Source organism: Thermovenabulum sp. (assembly GCF_049701175.1).
Taxonomy (GTDB): domain Bacteria; phylum Bacillota; class Thermosediminibacteria; order Thermosediminibacterales; family Thermosediminibacteraceae; genus Thermovenabulum.
The window spans coordinates 62,481-87,180 of the sequence record NZ_JBNATW010000003.1 but is presented as its reverse complement, the minus strand read 5'-3'; the positions used below and the strand labels follow the sequence as shown (position 1 = coordinate 87,180).

The window sequence follows — 24,700 nt, the reverse complement described above, 5'->3', positions numbered from 1 at the left end:
ATATCAACAAATTGTTTTTAATAATATTACTTTTTTGTCTTTTAATATCTTTAGGAGGGTGTAACAAAAATATGAAATATGACAATACCTTACCTGCTTTTAGCAGCGAAAAACTTTCAGAACTCACTATTCAAACAAAAAAGGAAGTTTTAAATAAAATTGGGCTTACCGAAAGAGAAGTAATATTAGATATAAGTGTAAGTTTAGATAAAAAAAATAACCTGCTTTTTGCAGGTAAAACTTCTGATAGTAATTTAAAAGAGTTGTATATTAAATCATTTCTGAAAATTTTAGGAGAAGAAAATTCAAAATACGTAGATAATATAGCTATACTTCCTGATAAACAACTTAATGATGAGATATTTGCAGTAGTAAAATATCCGGTAGTAAATTTAGGCAATGCTCCCCATAAAGCTGAGGGTGATGATGTGGTTACCCAAGCTAAAATGGGGGATATTTTAAAAATATTTGAAATGAAAGAAAATTGGTATTTTGTTCAAATGGAAGATAATTATTTAGGATGGATAGATGGGAATTATATATGGAGATGCAATAGGGATTCTCTTGAAAATTATAAAAAAAGTAAATTCGTATTTGTAAAAGCTAAAATGACTGATGCTTTAGGAAAAGATTTAAAACCTCTCTTTGATAAAAAATTGGTTCAGGGGACAGTAATACCTTATATTGCTGACGAGGGAAATAAGATTTCCGCAATAATTCCCGGAGGGCAAAAGGTTTATTTAAATAAAGAAGATGTAATAGTAATAAAATCCCGTGAAGAAGTATTTAATACTAAAAAGGATGCAGAAAGTATAATAGCAACTGCAAAACAATATTTAAACCTCCCGTACCTGTGGGGAGGAACTACTGCTTATGGTTTTGATTGTTCCGGTCTTACACAATTTGCTTTTAAAATGAACGGTTATAATTTAAGAAGAGATGCTGATATGCAGTTTGAACAAGGTATAGCAATAAAAGATAAAAAGGATTTAAAACCCGGAGATTTAGTATTTTTCCAAACCTATAAAGAAGGTCCTTCTCACGTAGGAATATACATTGGCAATAACAAATTTATACATGCAGGCAGCAAATCCGGGATTTCAATTAACAGCTTTGATAAAAATGATCCCGACTATTCGGAATACTTGGATCAAAGATTTATTGGAGCTCGTCGAATTCTTCCGTAAAGCTCAAGGGGGATTAAAAGTGGAAAATAAAAGGTTACTTGAAATAGAAAATCTTACCGTTAACTTTTTTACCGATGAAGGAAAGATAACCGCAGTTGATAATGTAAGCTTTTATATAAATAGGAGGGAAACTTTGTGTTTAGTAGGTGAGTCGGGCTGTGGAAAATCCGTAACATCATTATCTATAATGCGGCTTTTGCCTTCTCCGCCTGCAAAAATTTCATCTGGCAAGATAATCTTTGAAAACGAAGATCTACTTAAAAAATCCGAGGTTGAAATGAGGAAAATTAGAGGAAATAAAATTTCTATGATTTTTCAGGAACCAATGACTTCTTTAAACCCCGTTTTTACGATTGGGAAACAGATTTCAGAAGCTATAATTATCCATCAGAAAGTATCGGAAGAAATAGCAAGAGAAAAGACAATTGAAATGCTTCGGCTGGTAGGCATACCAAATCCCGAAAAGCGTTATAATGAATATCCTCATCAGATGTCTGGGGGTATGAGGCAAAGAGTAATGATTGCAATGGCATTATCCTGTAATCCTAAACTTTTAATTGCCGATGAACCGACTACCGCTCTTGATGTAACCATTCAAGCTCAAATATTGGAATTAATTTCTCAATTAAAAGAGAAAATTGGTATGAGCGTTCTTTTGATAACCCACGACCTTGGAGTTGTAGCTGAAATGGCTGAAAGGGTAATTGTGATGTATGCCGGGCAGATTGTAGAAGAAGCCAAAGCGGAAGATTTGTTCGAAAAACCCCTGCACCCGTATACAAGAGGGCTTTTGAAATCTATCCCGCGCCTTGATTCAAAAAAAGGTAAGCTTCACGTAATAGAAGGCACAGTGCCAAATCCTCTTAATTTTCCAACAGGATGCCGCTTTAACCCACGATGCCCCGAAGCTAAAAATATATGTAGACAAAAATCTCCAAACCTGAATTCCTTAGGTGAGGGAAGAAAGGTAAGATGTTTTCTTGTCGATTCATCTCCCGAATCCTCTGTGGAGGTGAAATTATATGAAGGATAATATTCTAATAAGGGTAGAAAATTTAAAAAAATGGTATCCCATAAAAGCCGGAGTTTTTCAAAGAACGGTGGGGTATGTCAAAGCTGTGGATGATGTAAGTTTTACAATTAAAAAAGGTGAAACCTTAGGGCTTGTGGGGGAAAGCGGATGCGGTAAAACTACTACTGCAAGATGTATGCTAAGATTGATAGAACCAACTTCGGGGAGAATATTATATAATGATACAGATCTTATGCAGTTAAATAAAAATGAGCTAAGGAAAATACGTCCAAAACTGCAGGTCATATTTCAGGACCCCTATAGTTCGCTAAACCCAAGGCTTACAATAATGGATATAATAGGGGAGGCATTGGAATTTCATAATATTGCCAAAGGGAAGGAAATGGAAGAAAGGGTTAAAAGCTTACTTGAAATGGTAGGATTATCTTCAAATCACCTAAGAAGATATCCTCACGAATTTTCAGGCGGCCAACGCCAAAGGATAGGAATTGCAAGAGCGTTGGCAACTAACCCGGATTTAATTGTATGTGATGAGCCTGTATCAGCTCTTGATGTTTCTATACAAAGCCAAATTTTAAATCTTTTAGATGAACTTAAAGAAAAATTTAACGTATCGTATTTATTTATTGCTCACGGGCTTAATGTGGTAAAACATATTTCCGATAGGATAGGAGTTATGTACTTGGGAAAGTTAATTGAACTCGCAGAAAGCGAAGAAATATATAGGAATCCATTGCATCCATATACACAAGCATTAATTTCAGCTATACCTATACCGGACCCTAAGGTAAAAAAGAAAAAGATAATATTGGAAGGTGATGTACCAAGCCCAATAAATCCGCCACAAGGATGCCGTTTCAATACGCGTTGCAGGTTTGTAAAGGAAATATGTAAAATTAAAGAACCTATATTAAAAGAAATATCACCCAAGCATTTTACTGCATGCCATCTTTACGCGGATGCAGAATAAATTAAAGCAATAAATTATAAATGTTCTTTTGCCTTATCTAAGTTTTGATAAGGCTTTTATTTGTTTAAAAAATAATCATAAATCTTTTTTGAAACCTCTCCAATGATTTTCCTTGCAAAATTATTGCTTTCAGCATTATTTGCATTATTTCCTTAGATATAAATTTAATTTCTGCGCTTGCGTTTTTTAGATTTTATTAGGCTTAAACTTCAACTGAAAATTGGCTTATATTTAATATTTGTTAACATAATGTATATTATCGGACGTTTTTTAAACTAAAATATATAAAATATCCTCTTCCCTCTAAAGCTTTTCAATTTTTTTTATTGTTTCTACTAACACTAAAATTATGTAGTTTAATATTTTATATAGTTCAATATTTTACAGCTTAATATATAATCCTGCTAGAAATTCGAACACCAGTTTAAAAAAAATAAAAATATGTTATAATTAAACATATAAGCAAAAAAGTTTCTTTATATAGAAATTTTCCCGATTGGAGTGATTTTTTTGTATAAAGACTTAACACCCCGACAAAAACAAATATTAGATTATATTTATGATTTTATCAGGACCAAAGGTTATCCTCCCTCTGTTAGAGAAATATGTGCTGCTACGAATTTACGTTCCACAGCTACGGTTCATGGGTATCTTGTTCAGCTAGAAAAGAAAGGATATCTTTCCCGCGATCCTCAAAAACCTCGAGCAATTGACGTTATTGATAAGAAAATTTTTAATAATCAATTAGTTGAAGTGCCGTTAATCGGCAATGTAACAGCAGGTCAACCTATTCTCGCCGAAGAAAATATTGAAGAAATTTATTCTCTTTCTAAAGAACTTATACATGACTCAAATGTTTTTATGCTGAAAGTACAAGGAGACAGTATGATAAATGCTGGTATATTAAACGGGGACTATGTTTTTGTAAAAGTTACTAACACAGCAGAAAACGGAGATATCGTAGTAGCATTAATTGAAGATAAAGCCACTGTAAAAAGATTTTATAAAGAAGAAGGATTTGTTAGGCTGCAGCCGGAAAATCCTCACATGCAGCCTATTATCGTAAAAGATGTTAAGATTTTAGGCAAAGTTATTGGACTTTTCAGGAGGTTTTAAAGATTTAATTTAAATTATTATGGCAATTTTATCAATTTCTTATTAATTAGATTCTGCAATGCACAAAGTATTCCCAATTTAACATGATAAAAACTTAAGCCTCCCTGTACATAAACGGCATATGGCTCTCTAATTGGTGCATCGGCGCTTAATTCAATAGAAGCGCCCTGAATAAAGCTGCCTCCTGCCATAATTACCTGATGGTCGTATCCGGGCATATCCCAAGGTTCGGGAGTAACATGGGAATCTACAGGCCCTACCTTTTGTAGCCCTCTGCAGAATTCAATCAATATTTCTTTATTTTTTAACAATAATGCAGTTACAATGTCACTCCTTTTTTCTTCTTTTTTTGGGAATACTTCAAACCCTAAGCTTTCAAACATTTTAGCAGTAAAAAGCGCACCTTTTTTAGCTTCACTGACTACCATTGGTGCATAAAAAAGTCCTTGCAGTATTATTCTATTCGGTATTATCGATGGCCCGCAATTCTTTCCGATTCCAGGTGCAAAAAGCCTATAGGAACATAATTCAATTAGATTCTTTTTCCCAACAATATATCCACCGGTGGGGACTATCCCTCCACCAGGGTTTTTTATTAATGAGCCTGCGCATAGGTCAGCGCCTACTTCAATAGGCTCTTTTTCTTCAACAAATTCGCCGTAACAATTATCCACCATGCATATTATTTCCTTATTTAAACCTTTAATGAATCCTATTAACTCTTCTATCTCAGAAATAGATAAGGAAGGCCTTAGGCTGTAGCCTCTGCTTCTTTGTATTAGCACCATTTTAGTTTTTTCATTTATACTATTTTTAATTGATTCAAAGTCGGCTTTCCCATGTTTTAATTCTATTTTTGAAAACTTTATATTATAATCCTTCAATGATCCTAAACCTTCACCTTCAATAACATTTTTTAAAGTATCATACGGTTCACCTGTTACCGATAAAAGTTCATCACCAGGCCGGAGAATACCAAATAAACATAGGGATAAAGCATGGGTTCCCGATATAATCTGAGGCCTTACAAGGGCATCTTCCGACTTAAACACATAGCTAAAGATCTTTTCTACTGCTTCCCTTCCTATGTCATTATAACCATAGCCTGTTGATTCTAAAAGGCAATAATCAGAAAGTTCATTTTTGGCCATGGCTTTTATTATTTTATACTGATTGTACTCTTCTATTTTTTCGATTTCAGCAAATTCCTCTTTTAATTCTTCAAGGACTTCTTGAGAAAGTAAGATTAACTTTTCATCTATGTTAAAATGTTCCTTCATAAAATTTAATGATGAATTATACAATTTATGCTATACCTCCTGATTTTTTTCTATCATTGTATCACGGCCAGAAGATTCTTTCAACTCATTTTTGCAAATTGGGCAAAGTCCTTCCTTTAGCAATTTCTCTTTCAACTTAATATTATAGAAAATCTCTCCTTCCTTAATACTTTCTTTCTTGCCCTCTTTTTTGCCTAAAATGAATCCTGCAGTAAAAATAATTAAAACAAAAATACATAACTTCAATACTTTATAATACATCTTAAACTCCCCTACCCTTTTGATTTCATACTTAAAATTGAATTTACTTATTCATTTTTGGTGAAGATAATATTTGATATAAAAATATAATCATAATCATACTAATAAAAGTGAAAATTGCTTTTAAAACATTTAAATAAAGAGATATTAACGAAAATATTATAAATATTAACAAACATTCAGTTTTACCTAATTTCCATGCAAACCCTTTTTTAAAAGGTTTATCCTTTTCGTAATCAATATAATCATCTATTAATTGTATACTTGCAATTAGAAAAATCGATGAGAACATCTCTTTAATACCAAAGACAACGCAACCTATTACAGATATCACAATCATCTCTGTATATGCAGGAGTACCTAAAACTAATTTTTCATCAAAATTGTTAATCATCCCTAAAATATAAGCAGACAAAAAAAGGCTTACACTATATTTATGATTAAGTATTACAGCAAAGGAAAAAATTAAAAGTGTATAAGGTAAAATTCCTTTTTTTAAATAAAAATATGAGTTTTTTCTACTCAAAAGATAGTCCTTATCTTCATCCAAATAGTCATCCAAAAGCTTTATTACAATTCCGGTAAGAAATATAGAAAAAAATTTTTTTATTAGATTAAACAGCATTGATGACAAAGGCTCTCACCTCCTTAAAACCCTTTTTATATTTTGCTGAAATAGGTATTATGAGGTTTCCTTTAAACTGCTCTTTTAGTCTTTCTAAATTCTCTTTACCTTCCAGCAAGTCTATTTTATTAGCTAAAATACAATAACCTTTTTTAATTTCTGCAAATTGCGCTATAGATAAATCAATTTCTCCAATGGAATTAGGAAGTTTTTTTTCAATTGCAGAGGCATCTATAATATGGAATATAATATCAGCAGCTTGAACAACCTGGAGGGTTTGTGATATTGCTCTTCTTATATCTTGTTCAGGGTGAATACCATCGGTGAATCCTATGGTATCTATGAATTTTATAGTTTTCTTGCCTTTATTTAAGGGGAGATTTACTATAATAGAATGGATTTGTCTTGTTTTATGCGGATTATCATCCACAAGTTCTTCTATCGCTTTTTTTATAGAATATTTTTTTATCATTTTCATTCCGTTAAAGGCCGTTACCTCAAATTCTAATTCTTTAATACCTAAAAATTCTGAAAAATTAATTACAAAAAGCGTCTTTCCTACATTAGGCTTACCTACTACAGCACATTGCTTCAAATAATTATCACTCCCTTCGTGCATATAAATTTTCTTTCCTTTTATCTTTATTCTTTTTGTTTTATTTAAATTCATAAAATATCATTATTCTCACCAAAAATAAAAAAAGCGCGGTTAATCTTTACCTCGCTTATAATTCTGGCATAAATCCTTTAATGTTATAGATTGAGCTGTTGATAAAATGTTGTCATTTATTCTTTTCCACACGCTTCTTGTTACACATTTATTTTTATTACTACAATTATCAATATTTTCATTTAAACAATCGACAAGGCTTATAGGCCCTTCGAGCACAGATAAAATATCTGCAACAGTTATCTCCTCTGGATTTTTCGATAAAATATACCCTCCCTGTGAACCCCGAATGCTTTTTACTAAATTTGCATTTTTGAGCAATGTAATTATTTGCTCTAAATAATTTTCCGAAATGTTTTCTTCTTCTGCAATCTTGCTTAACGGTATCGCCCCTTGATTGTAATGTAATGCTAACTTCACCATTGCCCTAAGCCCGTATCGAGATTTTGTAGATAATTTCAAGACCCACTACCTCCTTTTTTATCTTTAATTCGTTATAATTTTTATTTAAGTATTAATATTCCCATATACAATAAATCCTATAGAAATACTATTAATTAATTTAAATTTACCACACTAACCAATATAAAGTCAAATTAAAGGTAAAAAGGCTTTTAAAAAGTTATTTACACTCATCGTCATATATATTAAAATTAAAACAATAAAATATTATGAAATTTAGCTATTTTATTTATTTTTTATTCCAGGGGGTTAATTATGGATTATAAAAACTTATTAGAAGTTATATTAACAAACCTCGATGAAGGTATTATTGTAGTCGATAAAAATGCCAATGTAACCTTCTTTAATGAACCAGCTACAGAAATAGCAGGCCTAGACCCTAACAAAGCCTTGGGAAAAAACATATTAGAACTTTTTCCCGATCTAACTGAAGAAACCAGTACTTTTTATAATGTTTTAAAGACTAAAAAACCTCTAATAGATTATGTTCAAACATATACAAATATAAAAGGAAAAAAAGTTACTATTGTAACTTCAACAATGCCCATAATACAAAACGGAGAGCTTATAGGTGCAGTAGAAATTTATAGAGATATAACGAATTTGAAAGATTTAGCTGAAAAAATAGTTTCTCTTCAGAAAGAGCTTTATAAAAAATCTAAAAACCCTGAAAAATATAGTGGCAATGGAACTATATATACAATTGATGACATTATTGGAAAAAGTAAAATAATTCAAGAACTGAAAAATAAAGCATTAAAAGTTGCCAACAGCGATTCTCCTATTTTTATCTATGGAGAAACCGGAGTAGGTAAAGAACTTTTTGTCCAGGCTATTCATAATGCAAGTACAAAACGCTGCCAAAAACCTTTTATTGCCCAAAATTGCGCAGCCATTCCTAAAACTTTGCTTGAGAGCATATTATTTGGTATTTCAGCAGGAAGTTTTACAGGTGCAAAAGAAAAAGCAGGTCTATTTGAATTAGCAAATGGAGGTACCCTTTACTTAGATGAAATAAACTCAATGGATTTAGAACTTCAAGCTAAGCTTTTAAGGGTCCTTCAAGATGGTTTTATTAGAAGGGTTGGGGGTGAAAAAGCTTTTAAAGTAGATGTAAGGATAACAGCATCCTCCAATGAAGACCCTAAAACACTTATTAAAAAAGGCACATTAAGGCAAGACTTATTTTATAGGCTTCACGTAATTTCTCTTTATATTCCCCCTTTAAGAGAAAGGATTGAAGATATTCCGCTATTAATAGAATACTACTTAAATTACTTTAATAAAAAATTAAACAAAAATATAAAAGGCATTTCTGATGATGCCATGAATATTTTCATTAATTATCACTGGCCCGGCAATGTGCGAGAATTAAAATCGGTAATTGAAAGTATCGTCAATTTTACAGAAAACAATATTATAAAAATTGAAGATATCCCTGAATACATTAAAAATATCACTTTCCCAGAAGAAAACGGAATAAGTTTGAACTTCGAAAATCCAGTTAATATCGAATCTTTAAAAGAAATGGTAGAAAATTTTGAAAAAAAGATAATTCTTTTAGCTTTACAAAAATCTAATGGCAATCTCACCAGTGCATCTAAAATGCTAAAAATACCAAAACAAACCCTCCATAATAAAATAAAAAAATATAATATCAAAAAGAAGATCGATTATACTTAATTTTTTACGAAAAAAGTCCAGGGAATAACCCCGGACTTATTATTTAATTTTTATTTTTGTTTACCTTCTACAGTAGCATAGATGAAATCAGGATCAGAACCACTTGTGAAGGTTCTTACTAAACCTTGTACATAATCCTTTTTAACCCATACTTTTTCTCTGAAATACAAAGGCACCACTACTCCCTTTTCAAGGAGGTATTTTTCAGCTTCAAACATAATCTGGTTACGTTGTTTAAAATCTGAAATAGTTTTTGCGGTTTGACACAATTCATTGTATTTTTCATCAGTCCAACCGCTGTTTGTCATACCTTCGCTTATAGTCCAGTAGTCTAAATAAGTCATTGGGTCGTCGTAATCTGGACCCCAGCGAGTAATCATAACCTCATAGTCGCCCTTCCTCATTCTTTGAAGCCTTTCTTTAAAGGTATACGTTTTTATAGAAACATTGATTCCCAAATTCTTTATCAGCATATCCTGAATTGCTTCAATTCCTACTTTTGTACCAGAACTGTCGTCGACAGTAATCTCTATGCTTATCTTAGAAGGGTCGCTAATATTTAATTCCTTCATAGCCTTGTTTAAGTATTCCTTAGCTTTTGCAACATCCGCTTTTGTTGGATAAAAGTCAAAGGGGAATTCTTCCACAAACTTCTTTTCAAAGCCGCTTAAAGTTGGCGGTATATACCTTGTTGCAGGTTTAGAAACTCCTTTAAAAGCCATATTAATATAGTCTTCTCTATCAATTGCAAATCCTATTGCTTTTCTAAAATTTTCATTTGCAAGCCAAGGTTTATCCTGTTTTTTCATATTAAATCTAATAAAATATTCATAGCTGTCCATATAAGTTAAAGCTTTACCTTCACTTTTTACTTTTTCAACAAGTACGGTTGGGACATCGGCAAAATCAAGTTCGTTATTTTCAAACATCTGGTATGCAGTGTTCGGATCGGCTACGATAAGTATTCTTACCTTGTCAAGTTTTATTTTATCCTTTGCCCAGTAATTTGGATTTTTCTCAAGAACAATTTCTTGTTCATGTTTCCACTCTTTTATAATAAATGGACCATTATAGACCATCTTGTCAGCATCGGCAGCATATTTTTCTGCATATTTTTCCACCAATTCCTTCTTTGAAGGCAAAAAGGAGATAAAACCTAATAGGCTTTCAAAATACTTTACAGGTGCCCTTAGTGTTATTTGAAGAGTCTTTTCATCCAGAGCTTTAACACCTACTTGATTGGGATCATTTATTTTACCGAGGTTATATTCCTCGCCGTTTAATATGTAATATCCCTGATTGGCGTAACCAGATGCAACTTTTGGATCAAGGAGCCTTTTTATCGAATATTCAAAGTCATAAGCAGTTACCTTTGAACCGTCGCTCCATTTTGCATCTCTTAAATGGAAAGTATATACCTTTTTATCTTCAGAAACCTCCCATTTTTCAGCCATACCCGGATATACTTTTCCGTCGTAATACCTTACCAAGCCCTCAAATACCGCATTCCCAACGATTATCGAATATTGGTCGGTAGCAAGCTGAGGATCCAGAGTTGGCGGTTCTGATGCAATTGAAAATACCAGCTCTTGTTCGGACTTTGAAGAGCTATTAGAACAACCTGCCAAAAGCCCTGTTGTAATTAAGAGAATTAATAATAAAGATACAGTTTTTTTGAGCATTAAAAAACCCCCTCTAAAATAAGTAAAAAATTTTGGTTACGATTATATCACAATTTAGTGCGCTAAATCAATAAATGTTTTAATAAAAAAATTAATATAATTGTAAGATTTAATATAATTTATTGCATTTAAGTTAAAATTAATAAAAAAATTTATTCTTTTTGTTTCAAAAACCTATTATATAAAACAAACCTCAAAACAATAAAAGTTATAATAAATTCTGGTAAAAGATAACTACCATTATAAAGGGCAGAATATAAAAATACATTCATGCCCTTTGGGGCGTAAGATGCAAAAAATACCACTCCGGACAAAAAATGAGAAACAAATCTTCCGAATATACCTAAAAAGGAGCCTAAGAAAACGTTATTTTTAAAAAAACCTGATAATCCCAAAAGGCCAAAAGCTAAGGGATAATCCAAAATTACCTGAACCGGATGAACAATATAAGGTTCAATAATTAGCTGCAGTAAACCATAGGCTATACCTGCAACAATACCTGCAAAAGGCCCATTTCTTAATGAATACAAAATAATCGGAACCATACTTCCTAAGGTTATAGAACCTCCATAAGGCGCTTGAAATATTTTTACAAAACTTAGTATTAGTGAGATAGCTATCATTATGGCTCCTTCCAATACAATTATAAGTTTTTTGTTTTGCATAATATAATCCCTCCTTAATTTTTTAAAAAATTCTTTCAAATAAAAAATACCTACCCGAATAGGTAGGCACTTTTTCAAATTAGTGCTTCCCTACGCGGGCATTACCCCGGTCAGGTTCAAGGGGTCGAAGCCAAATTAGCTTCCTCTCAGCCCTATGGCTCCCCCAGCACATCTTAAAGTTAATCTATCATATTTTTATAATATAATATTATACTTCAAAACCATATAAATTCCAATATCATCTTTCAATAGTCAAATCTATTAATATATCTGCCTTAAATAATCCGCCTTCAAATTTTCCAACAATTAGAATATCGTCGCCTTCAATAAAATAGTCGGTTATCCTGCTTAATACTACAGATCTATTACCCTTAAAAACTTGGGTATTTGTACTATAGTGAATTTCTTTTGTCTCTAAACCTTTTTCCGTCTCTATATCGATAATAATTACCATTACATCTTTATGGATATATTTTATTTTCCCCTTTAATGTATTTAGACTTTGCTTCACAAAAACTTCTATGCTTTTTGCTTCTTCTCCTTCTAATACAGCTTTAATATTATAATCGGGTTTTAAGTCGTATACTGTAATGTATTTTTTGTCTTTAATTACCTCAGTATTTGGAGTTATATTAATATAATCTTCATTACCCTTTTCGTCAATTATAGTAATTTTAGAATAATTTAAAGAGGAATGAGAGATTTCTTTTATTATGCCATTTAATTCCTTTTTTACTGTTTTAGCAGAAATAGCCATAATCTTATCATATCTAACTACAACAGTTGCTTCATCGGAGATTTTCAAATCACTTATTTTTGCCGCTGCCCCATTTTTCATAATTTTTATTTGATTATCTACTTCAAAATCTTTTGTATTACCGTCCGAAAGAATAAAAGTTATTATAGGGGTTTTATTAGTATATTTTATTGCTTTAATCATTCCAGTTAAAGTTTTTTCAGCACTTTCAGCAATTATTTTAGTTACATTTCCATTTGTAACTGTAACCGTTACCAAGTCACCGCCAAGTAATTCATTTAAAGTTGCCAATTTATCATTCCTATTTATTTCAACTGATAAAGAAAGTAAGAGAGATTCTATTTGCCCTGTGTCAGAATTCTCTATAATAATATAAGGTGGAGATGCATTTAAAATAACCCCTTTTAATATCCCTTTTACTTCTTTATTTTCTCCTATAATTTCGATTTCTAATACTTTACCGTTAACTGTGGCAATACTTACCCTCTGCCCTATTAAGCTGTCTGTAAGAGGTACATTTTTATTATTTATAAAACACTTTGTGTTCGAATCTATTATGAATGTAGAAATTGACCCATCCAATTTTTCTATAATCAGATAGTTATTTTGTGGATTCAATGCTTTTATTTTACCTTCATAGGTTTCTTCGGTTTTATTTACCTCTTCTGAATACAATACTTCTAAATAAATAATTCTATTTGATTTTATAATATAATTGACGTTTTGATATTTTTTTAAGTCGTTTAATCCTATTTTAGCCAAATTTCCTTTAGCATCTTCTTTAAATAAAGATGCCTCTTTTTCCACTTCATAATTCTCTACGGTATCACCTTTTAAAATTTCAATACTGCCATTGATATAATTTACATTTTGAATTCTGCCTGATAATAGTTTAGTATTTTTAGCAAATTTCGAAACCTGACTTAAAATCTTTGCAGCTTGTGCGCGAGTAATAGCATCATAAGGTTTGAAATTTTCTTTATCAACACCGGACATAATGTTTTTATTAATAATTACTTGAAGATATTTCCTAGTCTCAAAGGAAAGGGTGTAAATGTCTTTGAAAGGCAAATTCAAATTTTTAATAGACTTTGCTTCATTTTCAAAACCTAATGCTTTTGTTATAAAAATTACCGCTTCGTATCTTTTTAGGTTTTCATCAGGCCTAAAATTTTTATAATCTTCCCCTGTTATAATGCCTTTTTCTATAGAATAAGCAATATATTCCTTGGCCCAATTCTGAATTTTTTCCTGTTTTGTAAAGTCCTTAGGCAATAATTTACCTTTAACTTTACTTTCTTCTCCCAATGCCTTAATAAGCATAACGATGAACTCTTGCCGCTTTATAGGGTCAGAAGGTGCAAAAACATTTTGGGACTTTCCTGAAACAACACCCAAGTTGTACATTTTTTCTACATAAGGCCTTGCCCAATCGAATTTTTTATCCTCCAAATCTTTAAATGGCATGGCATATACATTTAACGGAAATATTGCAATTAAAATTATAGCAATTGTTGTGGATAAAATATTAAAATAATTATTTTTTATTTTTAACATCTTCCAGCTCCTTTCTTTCTTAATTATTAATTTATTTCGACATTTATCCATAAATTTCCTTCATAAAATAAAGGAAAATGCAGGAATTTACTTTCCTGCATTTAAAAGATAATTTATAAAGCTTTCGGCATTTGGTGACAAAGTTCTTCCCTTTTTTGTTACAATATAAAAGTCTCTTGTCATTTTTAAGCCTTTTATTCTGTAAGTTTTAATTAGACCAGTATTTTTATAATCCTCAATCGCCCTGTAGGAAATAACTGAAATGCCAATACCTGCTTTTACAGCTTGGATTATTGCTTCTGAACTTCCTAACTCAGCAGCTACCTTAAGTTTTTCCAAGGAAAATCCCTTTTGTAATAAATACCTTTCAAAAGTTTTTCTGGTGCCGGACTTTTTTTCCCTCAATACAAAGGGGTACTTTAACAATTCGCAAATTTCAATTTCATTATCATTGTTGGCTGTTAAATTACATTTAGATACTATAACCAGTTCATCGCAACAAAACGGTACAAATTCTAAAGAAGGATTTTGAACAAAAGTGCCTGCTATACCTACCTCACTGTTTTCTTCTTCTATTGAATTTATTACCTCCATTGAATCTTTTTGAACAACAATCATTTTTATCCTTGGATGTATTTCCAAAAAACCTTTAATTTTTTCGGGAAGGAAATATACTGCAGGTATTGAACTGGCATAAATTTTTAAATCTCCTTCTATTTTATTCATGTATTTAAAAAGTTCAAATAATGCTTCATCTTTTGTCTTTAGAATCTTTAGTGCACCTTTATATAAAATGTGGCCAAAAGGCGTTAATTCTACCTCTCTACCCCTTCTGTCAAAAAGTTTGACCTCAAGTTCCCGCTCTAAGGATAAAATATGTGAACTGATTGTGGGTTGAGTCAAAAACAACAAATCTGCAGCTTTTGAAAAACTTTTGGTCTCTGCAACTTTCACAAAGGCTTCCAATTGATGAAAATCCATATAACCGCCTACCTATTAACTATTAAATTTTTTATTTTTATACTCCTTAATTATTTTATTTTAAATTATTTCATTTTAACAATAGAAAAATTTTTAGGACCTTTAAATAAAAAAATTTCTTCGTAATCGATACTTTCAAAAGAAATATCTAAAATATTCTCGGTTTCTAAGATTTTTGCGGCAACTCCGCAACTTGAGCTTATCTCCCTCGGCACCGGTACAAGTTCAAAGGGCAGTTTTCCTTTAAAATTATTTTCAAACTTTAAAGCATGATGTACAGAAGGAAAAGTAATTAAATAAAAAGGATATTTCTCCGCCATATTTATTATCTCTCCTCGGATTTAATTGATATGTAAATTTTATCACAAATTGATACTTCTAACTATTTAAAAAATAAATAATTTCTATTTATATTATAGAATTTTTCTATAAAAATCCATATTTATTGACAAAAAAATTTTTTAGTGAAATACTCAAAAATATAAAGTAAAAAATTTTAAAAGAAGGGATTTTAAATGAATGTCATCTATTTTGACAATGCAGCAACTTCTTTCCCTAAACCGGAAAGGGTTATTAATGCAATGCAAAATTATTTTAAAAATATTGGAGCAAGCCCGGGACGCGGGGGGTATAAAAATAGTATAAATGCAGGTAGGATTATTTTTGAGACAAGAAGTAAATTAAAAAAACTTTTTAACGCTCCAAAGGAAGAAAATATTATTTTTACCTTAAATGTTACCCACGCAATTAATTATTCCTTAAATGGGTTTTTGAACGCCGGAGATCATGTTATTACCACATCTATGGAGCACAATTCAGTTATAAGACCATTAAGATTCCTTGAAAAATATAGAAATATTGAACTTACTATAATAAACTGCGATAAAAATGGTATTTTAAACCCTGACGATATTAGAAAAGCAATAAAAAAGAATACAAAGCTTATCGCTTTAACCCATGCCTCAAACGTAACAGGTACCGTTATGCCCATTGAAGAAGTAGCAAAAATAAAAAAAGAAAATGGCGTAGTTTTACTTCTTGATACTGCACAAACCGCAGGTTTTTTAGATATTGATTTTAAAAAATTAGATATTGATATTTTAGCATTTACTGGGCATAAATCCCTCTTAGGGCCTCAGGGAACCGGTGGACTTGTGCTCAGCGACAATATTGCAAAAACCCTTATTCCTTTTATCCACGGCGGTACAGGGAGTAAATCGGAGATTGAATTTCAACCAGATTTTTTACCGGATAAATTTGAAGCAGGGACGCCAAATACCATTGGTATAGCAGGGCTTTCCAGTGCCGTTGACTTTTTAGAGGAAGAGGGCTTAAATAAAATAAGAAATCATGAGTTGGAGTTGACAAAACAATTTATAGAAGGCATCATTGAAATTCCAAAAATAAAAATTCACGGTTTAAAAAATATAGAAAATAGGGTTTCTACTGTTTCTATTACCGTTGATAATATTGATCCTGCTTTTTTAGCATATAAATTGGATAATCAATACAATATCATGGTACGTCCTGGGCTTCACTGTGCACCTCTTGCCCACAAAACCATAGGCACATTTCCCTACGGTACTTTACGTTTTAGCTTTGGTTATTTTAATACCAAAGAAGAAGTAGATTTCGCAATAAAAGCACTTATTAAGATAATTGAAGAAGGTGAATAATATGAAAAATATAAGATTAACCGAACTTTCATGCAGCGCAGGTTGAGCATCAAAAATACCGCCACAGGCGCTGGCGCAGGTTTTAAAAAAAATACCTATAATGAAGGATGAATCTCTTTTAGTTGGGCTTGAGACTTCTGACGATGCAGCTGTATATAAAATAGATGAAAAAACAGCATTAATCCATACTATTGACTTTTTCACACCTATCATCGATGACCCTTATCTATACGGCCAAATCGCTGCTTGCAATTCTTTAAGCGACGTCTATGCTATGGGTGGAGAGCCTTTACTCGCATTAAATATTGTGGGGTTCCCCGAAGAATTGGTGGAAGACATATTACCTTTAGTTTTAAAAGGCGGAGCAGATAAAGTTAAAGAATCTGGAGCAGTAATTGCAGGAGGCCATACCATAAAAAACCCCGAGCCTTTCTATGGACTTTCGGTGATAGGCAGGGTAAATCTAGGAAATATAACAACAAATTCTGCTTCAAAACCTGGAGATGTTTTAATATTAACAAAACCCCTTGGTACGGGGATAATTGCAACTGCATATAAAGCCCAAATGTTAAAGGATGAAATTTTAGAAAAAGCCCTTGAAGTAATGTGCACATTAAATAAAACAGCGTCTTTTTGTGCTGTTTCTACCGGTATAAAAGCAATAACTGATATAACCGGCTTTGGACTTTTAGGACATGCTTGCGAAATGGCAGAGGCTTCCGATGTATCCTTTGAAATAAATGTTAAGGATGTGCCAATTATAGATGGAACTTTTGAACTTGCTTCTATGGGACTTTTGCCTGCTGGGCTTTATGCTAATAAAAAATATTTAAAGGAAAAAATTCAATTAAAGAGCGACATAAATGAAGAAATCCTTGACATACTATTTGATCCTCAAACATCGGGAGGACTTTTAATTTCCTGCCCCGAGGATAAATTAAATATACTTTTTAACAACTTTAATGATAAAAACTATGAAGATTACTTTGTAATAGGGCGTGTTGTTGAAAAAAGGGAAAAAAGAATATATTTAGAATAAAAGCCCCAAAAAATGGGGCTTTTAAAATTTATATAAAAATTCTTATTCATACCTTAGAGCTTCTGCCGGATTTAAATTAGCGGCCCTATTTGCTGGATATAAGCCAAAAAATATTCCCACGAGAAGTGAAAAACTAAAGGCAATAAGCATAATTGGAGGTGTAAATTTTATACTTGTATGTAATATATTTTTTAAACCGAGGGCAATACCAATCCCAATGAATATTCCTATTATCCCACCTATTCCGCTTATCACGATGGATTCTATTAAAAACTGAATTAAAATATCTCTTTTGGTAGCTCCTAAAGCTTTCCTTATACCTATCTCTTTGGTCCTTTCCGTAACAGAAACAAGCATTATGTTCATTATGCCGATTCCACCAACCAAGAGAGAAATGGCCGCTATTCCACCGAGCATAGCTGACATTGTATTAGTTGTTTTTTGAACTGTTTCCAAAATCTGCGTTTGATCAAAAATTCTATAAGCTTCTTCATTTCCTTTGAATTTATTGTTTAAAAAATCACTTAAAATACTTTTTGCTATTTCAACTGTTTGAGGGCTTTCTGCCTGTAGGTAAACCTGATTAATTCGGCTATTTGTAGTTAAAATCCTTGCTGTAGTTATTGGAAGAATAACCACTTCATCTTCTGAACCCCCTATTGTATTGCCTTTAGCCTCTAATACTCCGATTATCTCTAAAATTTTATTTTTTACTCTAATTTCCTTACCCAAAGGATTATCATTCCCGAAAAGCTCTTTTGCTACTGTCGAGCCGATAATTGCTACATTTTTTCGAAATTTAACGTCCTCCTCAGAAAAAAATCTCCCCGATTGTATTTTTAGGTTTCTTATTTCAAGATAACTTTCATTGGTTCCAATAATATTTACATCTTCATAACTTTTTCCGTTATAAATCACACTTTGCCTTGTGCTTGAAACAGGCGCCGCCTTATTAATAAAAGGAATTTCGGTAAGTTTTATCACTTCTTCATAAGTAAAAGGCTGCAAAAATCCTCTCTGTGTAATATTTACTGCAATCAGGTTTGACCCTAAACTTTTTATATTTTCAGTAATATCCGCCGCTGAACCTTGAGTTAGAGAAACCATGGTGATAACTGAAGCTACACCAATTATTACACCCAGCATAGTCAAAAATGAACGTAATTTTTTTCTTATCAAACTTCGATATGCCATTTTAAAGTGTGCAAAAATTGACACCCTTCAAACACCTGCGCTTTCATCTTTTACAATTTTGCCATCTAATATTTCTATCCTTCTTTTTGTGCGCGAGGCAATTTGCCTATCATGAGTTATTATAATTATAGTTTTCCCTCCTTCGTTTAATTTTTCTAAAAGATCTATTATTTCTTTCCCAGATTTTGAATCGAGATTCCCAGTCGGTTCATCGGCAAGCAAAAGCGGAGGATCTAAGGATAAAGCCCTTGCAATTGCTACCCTTTGCTGCTGTCCACCTGAAAGTTCAGAAGGTCTATGGTTCATTCTGTTTGATAGCCCTACCAATTCTAATAATTCTTTTGCTTTTTTAATTCTTTTAGAAGGGTTTATGTTTGCATAGATCATGGGGAGTTCTACATTTTCTAAAGCTGTCAATTCTGAGATCAGATTAAAGTTTTGAAAGATGAATCCTATCTTTTTGTTACGAATTTTTGATAATTCCTCATCCTTTAAACTGCTGGTAAGCCTTCCTTCAAAATAATATTCACCAGAAGTTGGAACATCAATAAAACCCAAAATATTCATCAAAGTGGTTTTACCCGAACCTGATGGACCGATTATAGAAGCATATTCTCCCATTTCAATTTTTAAATTTATGTCATCTAATACTATCAATTCATTTTTCCCTTTACCGTAAATTTTCTTTACATTTTTAAGCTCTATCAATCGGTTTTACCCCCTATTTTTATCATCCTCGCGGTCCTGCTGGAGGCCCAAAAATAGGCATTTGATTCATTCTGCGGTTTTGACCGGAACTGCTGTTATTCTGAGAATTTGAATTAGTATAAATTAATACCACATCTCCTTCTTTCAATCCTTCCAATACTTCTACAAAATTATTATTTGATATTCCAATTTTTATTTCTTTCATATTGTTTCTGCTTTGACCATTTTTTACATCTCTATTTGAATTGTTTTCAGAAACATATACAAAATATTTTCCATTTACACTTTTAACAGCCATCTGAGGGAGCAACAGTACATTTTCCTTTTTATCAACAATAATTTCTACATTTGCATTCATACCATTCTTTATACCTTCTATTTTATCTGCTACTATTGTTACATCATAAGTAGTTACATCGTTTTTTACCGTACCAATATTGGAAACTTTTTCTACTATCCCTTTGAAAACTTTATCACCAAGAGCGTCAAAGGTAATATTCACATTAAATCCCGGTTTTATTTTCACTACATCCAATTCGTCTACAGGAACCACAATTTTTATTTTAGAAAAGTCCGCTATTGTTAAAAGACCAGAATTTGAAGTTGAACTATTGGCATTCGTTCCTTGAGTAAGTTCATCACCTTCTTTAATATTTAACTCTAAAACTTCCCCATCTATAGGTGCTTTATATATCAAATCCTCTTTCTGCAATAACTTCTGTTGATAATCTAATTCCGCTTGTTTTAGTGATAAAAGTGCATTTTCTTTTTGTTTATCAAGGTCATCAGAACTTATTGTAAATAGTTTATCACCCTTTGAAACTTTTTCATTTTCACTTATAAAGATATTGCTTATATATCCTGAAATATCAGCTTTTACATCTAATATTTCCGGTGCTTCTATGTAGCCAGCTTCAACACTTTTTTCAATACCTTTATCGGTATATACATTTACAATTGCAGGAGTTTTTTGACCCTCAACATAATAGTCTCCGTCGATAATAATTTGAGCGTAATAAAAAACTGCTCCATTTGACTGCAATTCTCCTTTTTGATCTATACTTTTTACCTTCCCAACAACACTAAATAATGAATCAGTAAAAAATACTTCTGCTTTTTGACCTGGTTTTATATTTTTAATTTGACTACCATTAAAAGGTGCTTTAATAATGGATTTATCAGGATTTGTAATAATTCTTGCTAAAGTTGTTCCCTTATTTACCTGGTCTCCAATTCGAACAAGAACTTCCTTTACATAACCTTCTTGTGGGGATTTCACCTCTTTCTTTTCTTCGCTGGATATAAGTTCATTTACTGCAATCTGCTGCTGCTTTAAATTTAGTTCTGCTTTTTTTAATGCTAAATCAATATCTTTGTTAGATATTTCAAAAAGTATATCTCCTTTTTTTACAGTGTCGCCTTCTTTTACATAGAGTTTTTCAATTTTACCTGAACTTTTAGGATAAATTGTATAAAGATTATATGGTTGAACCTGTCCAGAACCTTTGATACTTAAAGTTATATTGCCCCTTCTTACTTTAACTTGATAAGGTAATACATTAGCATTTGCTAATGTACGTTTATTTTTTGAAGTAAAAATATAATAAACTCCTGCTAATAATAAGAAGAAAATCAATAACCCTGCTAAAATCTTTTTGTATTTCAACAGAACACCTCCTAAGTATTTTTATATAAAAAACTTCATATTTTAAAAATATTATGCCTTAATATTATCAAATAAACAATAAAAAATAGTGAGGAATTTATAAAATATTTTTGATAAAATTATGATAATTTTCTATAAACCTATATTAATGTTAAAAAAAGCGAGGTAAATTCCTCGCTTTTATTTTTAAAATAATATCTTTTCATTGATGCTTTTTATATCTTTGCAACCGGTTAAAATCATGGCCTGTTTTAATTCTTTTGCTATTTTTTCTAAAATAAATTTAACTCCTTCTTTCCCCCCTCCAAAAGCACCAATAATAATCGGTCTACCAACAAGCACCGCATCAGCGCCAAGAGCCAAATATTTCAAAACATCTACCCCTGATCTTACTCCACCATCGGCAAAAATAATTAATTTCCCTTTTACTTTTTTAGCAATCTTTGGCAGAACTTCGGCTACACCGGGTGTATGGTCTAATATTCTTCCACCATGGTTCGATACAACAATAGCTTTTGCACCTACTTCTACCGCCATTTCTGCTTCGTCCTCCGTCATAATTCCTTTTAAGATAAAAGGCAGTTTAATTTTTGATATTATATCCTTTAATTCCTCTTTAGTTTTTGGACCTACAGGCTGCCCCATCAAAGACATTGTAACCAGACCTGCTCCATCAATATCTATTCCTACAGCAAAAGCTCCTACATCTTCTGCTCTTTTTACTCTTTCTAATATTTCATAATTTTCTCTTGGTTTAATAATTGCAATTCCATTTCCGTTTTCTTTTTCAATTGCTTTTAAGCCCGAATCATAAAAGACTGGATTACCCCCATCTCCACACATTCCTATTGTTCCTGCCTCTTTGCTTCCCGATATTACCATTTGTATAAAATCTTCTTCAGAAATTTTACCTCCCATATTGTAACTTGTTCCGGTAATAGGTGCAGCTAATATGGGCATTGAAAGCTTTTTACCAAATAATTCTATGCAAATATCTGGATCTTTAGCATTGTGAATTGTTCTTAAATTTAATTTTATATTAGAGAGTGCATCGATATTAGCAATAAATGAAGAACCAGTTCCAACCCCTCCCATTCCAGGGACTTCACCTCGACAAGCCTTTCCATCACAGAATGAACAAACGCGACAGAAGCCTTTAAGGTTTTCTTTTGCAACAGACCTTAATTCTTCTAAATTCATAAAAAGCCTCCTTTTCATTAAAGCATTTTATCTTTTTTTATAGTTCTCCTATATATATTATAAAAACTGCTAAATATTAGCACTATATAAAACAAAAAAAATCTATCCTTCAAAATTTATGTAAAGCCAAAAAACCTTAATAATTTTTTTTTAAGAAAAAGAGGCTGCTTAGCATATAGTATACAAGAAGCAGCCTCTTTGATTATATTTTTATAGCATTTCTATAAAGGCCTCAATCCTTGTCCTTAGTTGTTCAGTATCACTTTCACTGTAGTCTGTTTCAATGAGTAAATTGGGAATCCCTTCTTTTTCAAGTGCCTTCTTTACATTATAGTATTCTATTGCATAGGTTTGACAGAACTGTAAATTGTAATAGATCACCCCATCTACTTTGTATTCTTTTGCAAGCCTTATTATATCATGGATTCTGTCGTTATTGGGCGTGAAGCAGGCACAGTTAATTTTAAAATATCTTTCTGCGATAGAATTTATTAGTTCATTCATTGACTCGCCTTTTATCTTCACTTCATTTTCAAAATATCTTGTACCTGTGCAAGTTTCTTCCACTACTACAGCAGCATTTAAGCTTTCAATTATATGGTGCAACTTCCAGTTTGGAATAGCCATTGGTGTCCCTGTAATCATTATCCTTTTTGAACTGCTTGGGAATACACCCTCTCCATTTTTTACTCTATCTTCCAATTCGCCACAAATTTCATTTACCTTCTGGGTAAATCTTGTAGGATCATCGTAAAAAGATATCTGGCTAATAAGCAATGCATCCTTTCCGCTTATCGGGACGGGATTTTGTTTTCTTAAATCATATAATCTTTTCAAAGCTCTCCTTTTATTGTTTATTAGCTCAATAGAAGATTTAAGGGCATCTTCTGTAATTTTATTTCCTGTAATTTCTTCTAATTTTTCTTTTAATATTTTAAGTTCTTTAATAAATAAAGAAAATTCTTTTTCTGATTTCATTTGCGGTAAATGTATTACATGGACATCAGCATAATCTTTTAATATTTCCCAAGCTTTTTTCTTACCATCACATGTGGTTTCCCCTATTAACAAGTCGCAGGATTGGAAAAAGGGACATGTTTTTGAAATTTTAGCCCCCATAAAAGACTTAATTAGCGGACATATATTTTTAGGAAGTACCTTTTCACCATCAGGCACCCAAAACTGTGAGCCCCCGCAAAGTCCTACGCCAATAGCATCTGCAGCAAAAATTAATTCATCGGGGACAAATACACAAAAAGTCCCTACTACCTTTTTCCCTTGCGTTTTATGATTTACAAGCTCTTGTGGTCTTAAACCGTGAATAGCAGAAACCACTAAATTAAAATAGTTCATTCCCTGTGGGCGTTTCTCCTGAGATAAATATACTTCTTCATAAAATCCTGGGAGTAATGCACAAAGTTTGTCGTGTTTTTCAAGATCCATACCAAGGGATTCCCATAAGGTTTTATAATCGCTCATTTTTTACCTCCTGTTCTTTTTTAATTTATCTTAAAATTATTCTTCATATCCAATTAGCGCCGCACCAATTGCTGCAGAATATAAAGCATATTCAGGGGTATATATTTTCTTGTTTAATTTTTGTTCCAGTAAAAATTTTAAGTATTGATTTTTTGAAAGACCCCCTGTAAAGCAAATTTTTTCTTCAAAATTAAATTTATAAAGGAAAGTTGTAACCCTTTCCGCTATAGAATTAATTATTCCTGCGATTATTTCTTCTTTAGCTACTCCTTTTGAAGATAGGCTAATAACTTCCGATTCTGCAAAAACGGTGCACATACTGTTTATCTTGGCAGGGATAATTGAAATGGGTATGTCTAAATTTTTTATTGCAATATTCATACTTTTTAGAATATATTCCAAAAACTTGCCTGTCCCTGCTGAACATTTGTCATTCATAAAAAATTCCTTGACTTTTCCTGTTTCATCAAGGAAAATAAGTTTACTATCCTGTCCACCTAAATCTATAATAGTTTTTACATCCGGAAAAAGGAATTTTGTCCCTCTTGCATGACATGTAATTTCACTTACTTTTTTACCCGCATAATCAAAAGATACTCTTCCATAACCAGTTGCAACAATCTTATATTCTTTAATAATTTCGTCTATATGACCTTTTGTTAAATATTCCACAGCTTTTTTTGCAGCTTTTTGAGGTTCATACAAAGTAGGAAAAACTACAAAATTCTTTATACTTCCATCAAATAAAACCGCTTTTGTATTTGTAGAACCTATATCAATACCGATAACTTTTTTTGCCATTAATTTTT

At 31.9% G+C, this 24,700-nt stretch carries 23 protein-coding genes and 1 riboswitch; of the genes, 7 read left to right on the top strand and 16 right to left on the bottom strand.

Annotated features, from left to right (window positions below; translation table 11 throughout):
* The first annotated feature begins 71 nt into the window (after positions 1–71).
* The 4 genes from ACPLVF_RS01780 (at position 72) to lexA (ending at position 4,306) form a co-directional block, all read left to right on the top strand.
* Positions 72–1,187, top strand: coding sequence for an NlpC/P60 family protein (locus ACPLVF_RS01780; protein WP_424906107.1), 1,116 nt, complete (start codon positions 72–74; stop codon positions 1,185–1,187).
* Between the two features lie 19 nt (positions 1,188–1,206).
* Positions 1,207–2,220, top strand: a complete 1,014-nt coding sequence (locus ACPLVF_RS01775) for an ABC transporter ATP-binding protein (protein WP_424906106.1) — start codon at positions 1,207–1,209, stop codon at positions 2,218–2,220.
* Positions 2,210–3,190 carry an ABC transporter ATP-binding protein gene (locus ACPLVF_RS01770; RefSeq protein ID WP_424906105.1) on the top strand — a complete coding sequence of 327 codons (981 nt, stop codon included), beginning with the start codon at positions 2,210–2,212 and terminating at the stop codon, positions 3,188–3,190. The genes ACPLVF_RS01775 and ACPLVF_RS01770 overlap by 11 nt, the downstream gene beginning before the upstream one ends.
* 510 nt (positions 3,191–3,700) lie before the next feature.
* Entirely contained in the window at positions 3,701–4,306 is a 606-nt protein-coding gene (gene lexA, locus ACPLVF_RS01765) for a transcriptional repressor LexA (protein ID WP_424906104.1), read from the top strand.
* 17 nt (positions 4,307–4,323) lie between these two features.
* Here the strand turns inward: lexA and ACPLVF_RS01760 are convergent, their stop codons facing one another.
* The 5 genes from ACPLVF_RS01760 to ACPLVF_RS01740 form a co-directional block, all read right to left on the bottom strand.
* A complete protein-coding gene (locus tag ACPLVF_RS01760; RefSeq protein WP_424906103.1) occupies positions 4,324–5,610 on the bottom strand; it encodes an aminotransferase class I/II-fold pyridoxal phosphate-dependent enzyme in 1,287 nt (428 codons plus the stop codon).
* A 6-nt stretch (positions 5,611–5,616) separates the two neighbouring features.
* A complete protein-coding gene (locus tag ACPLVF_RS01755) occupies positions 5,617–5,847 on the bottom strand; it encodes a hypothetical protein (protein ID WP_424906102.1) in 231 nt (76 codons plus the stop codon).
* Between the two features lie 43 nt (positions 5,848–5,890).
* Positions 5,891–6,397: a hypothetical protein gene (locus tag ACPLVF_RS01750; protein WP_424906101.1), complete on the bottom strand. Its 507-nt coding sequence runs from the start codon at positions 6,395–6,397 to the stop codon at positions 5,891–5,893.
* Between the two features lie 64 nt (positions 6,398–6,461).
* Positions 6,462–7,067: a GTPase gene (locus ACPLVF_RS01745; protein WP_424906100.1), complete on the bottom strand. Its 606-nt coding sequence runs from the start codon at positions 7,065–7,067 to the stop codon at positions 6,462–6,464.
* 114 nt (positions 7,068–7,181) lie between these two features.
* A complete protein-coding gene (locus tag ACPLVF_RS01740; protein ID WP_424906099.1) occupies positions 7,182–7,604 on the bottom strand; it encodes an RrF2 family transcriptional regulator in 423 nt (140 codons plus the stop codon).
* Positions 7,605–7,859: 255 nt separating this feature from the next.
* On the opposite strand from ACPLVF_RS01740, the gene ACPLVF_RS01735 reads away from it, so the two are divergent.
* A complete protein-coding gene (locus ACPLVF_RS01735) occupies positions 7,860–9,287 on the top strand; it encodes a sigma-54 interaction domain-containing protein (protein ID WP_424906098.1) in 1,428 nt (475 codons plus the stop codon).
* Positions 9,288–9,337: 50 nt separating this feature from the next.
* Here the strand turns inward: ACPLVF_RS01735 and ACPLVF_RS01730 are convergent, their stop codons facing one another.
* The 5 genes from ACPLVF_RS01730 to ACPLVF_RS01710 form a co-directional block, all read right to left on the bottom strand.
* Positions 9,338–10,969, bottom strand: a complete 1,632-nt coding sequence (locus ACPLVF_RS01730; protein ID WP_424906097.1) for a peptide ABC transporter substrate-binding protein — start codon at positions 10,967–10,969, stop codon at positions 9,338–9,340.
* 152 nt (positions 10,970–11,121) lie between these two features.
* Positions 11,122–11,634 carry an energy-coupled thiamine transporter ThiT gene (gene thiT / locus ACPLVF_RS01725; RefSeq protein WP_424906096.1) on the bottom strand — a complete coding sequence of 171 codons (513 nt, stop codon included), beginning with the start codon at positions 11,632–11,634 and terminating at the stop codon, positions 11,122–11,124.
* Between the two features lie 70 nt (positions 11,635–11,704).
* Positions 11,705–11,809, bottom strand: a riboswitch (TPP riboswitch).
* A 63-nt stretch (positions 11,810–11,872) separates the two neighbouring features.
* Positions 11,873–13,999: an S-layer homology domain-containing protein gene (locus tag ACPLVF_RS01720; protein WP_424906095.1), complete on the bottom strand. Its 2,127-nt coding sequence runs from the start codon at positions 13,997–13,999 to the stop codon at positions 11,873–11,875.
* 36 nt (positions 14,000–14,035) lie between these two features.
* On the bottom strand, positions 14,036–14,929 hold the full coding sequence (locus ACPLVF_RS01715) for a selenium metabolism-associated LysR family transcriptional regulator (RefSeq protein ID WP_424906094.1): 894 nt from the start codon (positions 14,927–14,929) through the stop codon (positions 14,036–14,038).
* A 65-nt stretch (positions 14,930–14,994) separates the two neighbouring features.
* Entirely contained in the window at positions 14,995–15,249 is a 255-nt protein-coding gene (locus tag ACPLVF_RS01710) for a DUF3343 domain-containing protein (RefSeq protein WP_424906093.1), read from the bottom strand.
* A gap of 195 nt (positions 15,250–15,444) precedes the next feature.
* Here ACPLVF_RS01710 and ACPLVF_RS01705 point away from each other — a divergent pair, with 195 nt between their 5' ends.
* Positions 15,445–16,605 carry an aminotransferase class V-fold PLP-dependent enzyme gene (locus ACPLVF_RS01705; protein WP_424906092.1) on the top strand — a complete coding sequence of 387 codons (1,161 nt, stop codon included), beginning with the start codon at positions 15,445–15,447 and terminating at the stop codon, positions 16,603–16,605.
* A 1-nt stretch (position 16,606) separates the two neighbouring features.
* A complete protein-coding gene (selD, locus tag ACPLVF_RS01700) occupies positions 16,607–17,644 on the top strand; it encodes a selenide, water dikinase SelD (RefSeq protein WP_424906091.1) in 1,038 nt (345 codons plus the stop codon).
* Between the two features lie 42 nt (positions 17,645–17,686).
* Here selD and ACPLVF_RS01695 read toward each other — a convergent pair whose 3' ends face one another.
* The 6 genes from ACPLVF_RS01695 to ACPLVF_RS01670 all read right to left on the bottom strand — a co-directional run bounded on the left by ACPLVF_RS01695 (position 17,687) and on the right by ACPLVF_RS01670 (position 24,692).
* Positions 17,687–18,862, bottom strand: a complete 1,176-nt coding sequence (locus ACPLVF_RS01695) for an ABC transporter permease (protein WP_424906090.1) — start codon at positions 18,860–18,862, stop codon at positions 17,687–17,689.
* 3 nt (positions 18,863–18,865) lie between these two features.
* Positions 18,866–19,546, bottom strand: a complete 681-nt coding sequence (locus ACPLVF_RS01690) for an ABC transporter ATP-binding protein (RefSeq protein WP_424906089.1) — start codon at positions 19,544–19,546, stop codon at positions 18,866–18,868.
* 22 nt (positions 19,547–19,568) lie between these two features.
* On the bottom strand, positions 19,569–21,212 hold the full coding sequence (locus ACPLVF_RS01685; RefSeq protein WP_424906088.1) for an efflux RND transporter periplasmic adaptor subunit: 1,644 nt from the start codon (positions 21,210–21,212) through the stop codon (positions 19,569–19,571).
* A 186-nt stretch (positions 21,213–21,398) separates the two neighbouring features.
* Positions 21,399–22,412: an alpha-hydroxy-acid oxidizing protein gene (locus tag ACPLVF_RS01680; RefSeq protein WP_424906087.1), complete on the bottom strand. Its 1,014-nt coding sequence runs from the start codon at positions 22,410–22,412 to the stop codon at positions 21,399–21,401.
* A gap of 210 nt (positions 22,413–22,622) precedes the next feature.
* The gene (locus tag ACPLVF_RS01675; protein ID WP_424906086.1) at positions 22,623–23,891 is read right to left on the bottom strand and encodes a double-cubane-cluster-containing anaerobic reductase; all 1,269 of its coding nucleotides are present in this window, start codon (positions 23,889–23,891) and stop codon (positions 22,623–22,625) included.
* Positions 23,892–23,927: 36 nt separating this feature from the next.
* Positions 23,928–24,692: an acyl-CoA dehydratase activase gene (locus ACPLVF_RS01670; protein WP_424906085.1), complete on the bottom strand. Its 765-nt coding sequence runs from the start codon at positions 24,690–24,692 to the stop codon at positions 23,928–23,930.
* Between the last annotated feature and the right edge of the window lie 8 nt (positions 24,693–24,700).

Coding starts and splice junctions, on each gene's coding strand:
- ACPLVF_RS01770 (WP_424906105.1), top strand. CDS start 2,210: ATGAAGGATAATATTCTAATAAGGGTAGAAAATTTAAAAAAATGGTAT.
- thiT (WP_424906096.1), bottom strand. CDS start 11,634: ATGCAAAACAAAAAACTTATAATTGTATTGGAAGGAGCCATAATGATA.
- ACPLVF_RS01730 (WP_424906097.1), bottom strand. CDS start 10,969: ATGCTCAAAAAAACTGTATCTTTATTATTAATTCTCTTAATTACAACA.
- ACPLVF_RS01710 (WP_424906093.1), bottom strand. CDS start 15,249: ATGGCGGAGAAATATCCTTTTTATTTAATTACTTTTCCTTCTGTACAT.
- ACPLVF_RS01670 (WP_424906085.1), bottom strand. CDS start 24,692: ATGGCAAAAAAAGTTATCGGTATTGATATAGGTTCTACAAATACAAAA.
- ACPLVF_RS01780 (WP_424906107.1), top strand. CDS start 72: ATGAAATATGACAATACCTTACCTGCTTTTAGCAGCGAAAAACTTTCA.
- ACPLVF_RS01680 (WP_424906087.1), bottom strand. CDS start 22,412: ATGAATTTAGAAGAATTAAGGTCTGTTGCAAAAGAAAACCTTAAAGGC.
- ACPLVF_RS01735 (WP_424906098.1), top strand. CDS start 7,860: ATGGATTATAAAAACTTATTAGAAGTTATATTAACAAACCTCGATGAA.
- ACPLVF_RS01720 (WP_424906095.1), bottom strand. CDS start 13,999: ATGGATAAATGTCGAAATAAATTAATAATTAAGAAAGAAAGGAGCTGG.
- ACPLVF_RS01705 (WP_424906092.1), top strand. CDS start 15,445: ATGAATGTCATCTATTTTGACAATGCAGCAACTTCTTTCCCTAAACCG.
- ACPLVF_RS01675 (WP_424906086.1), bottom strand. CDS start 23,891: ATGAGCGATTATAAAACCTTATGGGAATCCCTTGGTATGGATCTTGAA.
- ACPLVF_RS01755 (WP_424906102.1), bottom strand. CDS start 5,847: ATGTATTATAAAGTATTGAAGTTATGTATTTTTGTTTTAATTATTTTT.
- ACPLVF_RS01715 (WP_424906094.1), bottom strand. CDS start 14,929: ATGGATTTTCATCAATTGGAAGCCTTTGTGAAAGTTGCAGAGACCAAA.